We start from the raw sequence: 2,611 nt of genomic DNA, 5'->3' as shown, positions 1-2,611 counted from the left end.
GTTTTTTATTTTATTTAAATACACAAATTTATTTAGTTTTTGCATACATATATTTCTAGGCACCAATGGGCTAATTTTTTCATAGAATATTCAAAAAATTCCCTAGAAGGAAGTAATGTTTATGACAAAATATCAATGGATTAAATGGCGAAGAGTATTAATTTGGTTAGCTGTTATTGTTTTTATTGGTGTTGTGCTTACTAAAGGGGGGCCAACATACTGGAGTGTAGCAATATCGATTGTTAGTCTTTTATTTCAGTTCGCCGTTATGATTTTCATGGCGATCATTCAATTTGTAGCAATTTTCTGGTTTCTAGCCAGAGGTCGTACTTATTGGATTTTACCTGGTGAGACTGGATCGACGTGGGATGATTATCGTGGAAACCCTGAGATTGTTGAAAATGCAAAACGAATCGTAACACTATTAAAAGGTGTTAAAACGTTTAAAGAGATGGGAGGAGAGGCAATTCGTGGATTGCTGCTTTGTGGTCCTCCTGGTACAGGGAAATCTTATCTTGCACAGGTTATTGCGAATGAGGCCCAAGTACCTTTTGCTTATGCCTCGGCTCCAAGTTTTCAAAACATGTTCTTTGGTGTAGGGAATTTGAAAGTAATGGGAATTTACAAAAAGGCTAGAAAGTTAGCTAATATTTACGGAGCGTGTATCATTTTTATCGATGAAGTCGACGCAATTGGTATGTCTCGTCAAGGAGGGGGAGCCGGTGGTGGTGGATTGTTCGGTATGGGAATGGGTTCTGGATTATTGAATGAGCTTTTACTACAAATGGATCCTCCTAACATTGATAGTTCTAAAATAGCAAAATTTCTTCGCTCACTCGGGTTACGTAAAAAGAAAGCAGAGCGCCCTGCGGTTTTGACGATTGCAGCTACAAATTTACCTGATGTACTTGATCAAGCATTACTACGACCAGGGCGTTTTGACCGAAAACTCTGGGTAGATTCTCCAGATTATGATGGTCGTATTGATGTTTTCCAATATTATCTAAAAAAGGTGAAAATCGATTCATCTTTAACACCAGAGCGAGCTGCTCTTGATACGATTGGATATAGTCCAGCACAAATTAAACATATAGTGAATGAATCTGTCGTAATTGCTCATCAGCGAGGTGCTGATGTTGCAAATTACACTGACTTCCGAGATGCAATGGAAACGTATGAGTGGGGACTTAAGCAGCCACTTAGATCCATGAGTGAAGATGAGAAGAGAAATGTGGCGTATCATGAAGCAGGTCACGCCGTAGCTCAATATTTGTTAAAGCCACATGATCGAGTATGGAAGGTAACAATTATTCGTAGGGGTGACGCACTTGGTCTTGCTGCGACTAAGCCAACAACAGAAAGATATAATCGAAGCGACAGCGAAATACTTGCAGCAATCCAAGTTTGTTTGGCAGCTAGAGCAGTAGAAGAAGAGTTTCTCCACAAAAAATTAAACGGTGTCACATCTGATCTGCAACAAGCAACCCTACTTGGTGGTGCATATTTAGGTTTAGTTGGAATGGGCGATGAGTTATTCAGCTGGAATGCATTAGGCTCACAAGCAGAAGGTCTTAGAGCACTACGACCAAAAATTAACCTTCTTCTAAAGGACCAAATGAGCCAAGTAAAAAAACTTGTTACTGACCACGCCGATTTTGTACACTCAATCGCACAAGAGCTGCTAAAAAGAGGTGACTTAACAGGCGAAGAAATAGAAGATATTTACGAAAGCATTTATGCACGTACGCGTCCTGAACCACCTATTGTAAAGATTGGTTCTGTTTACGAGAAAAATATTCAAGGATTGCTTAAGGATTTTGATAAATTACCTGAAAGTGATCAGAATTAGTGAAAGAGATCCCATTAATAAAATCATTAGTACTTTATTTATAAAGAAAATCCACAAGGGAATTGAAGCTCCTTGTGGATTTTTTGTATTTTCTTCAATTGTGACCAGAATTTCGTGAAATTAGTACATGCCCGAATATTTGAAATCCTAAAAATGAAACAGGATTTTTAACTTTTGGAACAATATAGTAAATAAATTTTGTGCTAATTATAAAATTCGTAGCAATTGTTGAATTATTAGATACCTAAACGATCATTAATGTTTCAAAATTGTATCTTTTCTTCGCATTATTGAAACTAATTAATAGAGAATCTGAAATATAATAAAATTCTAATACATATCAAGGAGTGAATTAAAATGAAGAAAAAGTTCTTAGTAACATTATCTAGTTTAGCTTTATTACTTGTTATGATGGCGCCTACAGCATTAGCCGCATCTTATTCCTCTACATATAAAATGTATCACGGAGTATTAGGTAAAGTTTGCGTTAAACTAAAAAAAGGGAACGTCGTTAGATTCTCTACTACACCAAATAAAGATAATAGGGCCTCAGGGAAATATAAAATTGGGACTCATCTATATCAACAAACTGGATATGGATATATAAGTGTAGGTGAAAGTTGGAATTACGCACATGTTTCTGATTCTAGTACTATAAAAGTACTATATTCTGAACCTCATTATTTTTACTTAGAAAATCAATCTGATGGAATAGAATTTTTTAGCGGAAGTGTAACAATTAATTACTAATGGAAATAATTA

At 36.0% G+C, this 2,611-nt stretch carries 2 protein-coding genes; both read left to right on the top strand.

What is annotated here, in order from left to right:
• Positions 1–121 precede the first annotated feature (121 nt).
• On the top strand, positions 122–1,849 hold the full coding sequence (locus CN514_RS18575) for an AAA family ATPase (protein WP_098233881.1): 1,728 nt from the start codon (positions 122–124) through the stop codon (positions 1,847–1,849).
• A gap of 357 nt (positions 1,850–2,206) precedes the next feature.
• A complete protein-coding gene (locus CN514_RS18570) occupies positions 2,207–2,599 on the top strand; it encodes a hypothetical protein (RefSeq protein ID WP_098233880.1) in 393 nt (130 codons plus the stop codon).
• The last annotated feature ends 12 nt before the right edge of the window (positions 2,600–2,611 follow it).

The sequence above is a fragment of the Bacillus sp. AFS001701 genome (genome assembly GCF_002559405.1).
Lineage (GTDB): Bacteria > Bacillota > Bacilli > Bacillales > Bacillaceae_G > Gottfriedia.
Note: the sequence above shows the minus strand (reverse complement) of the source record. Positions and strands in the feature narration are given on the sequence as shown.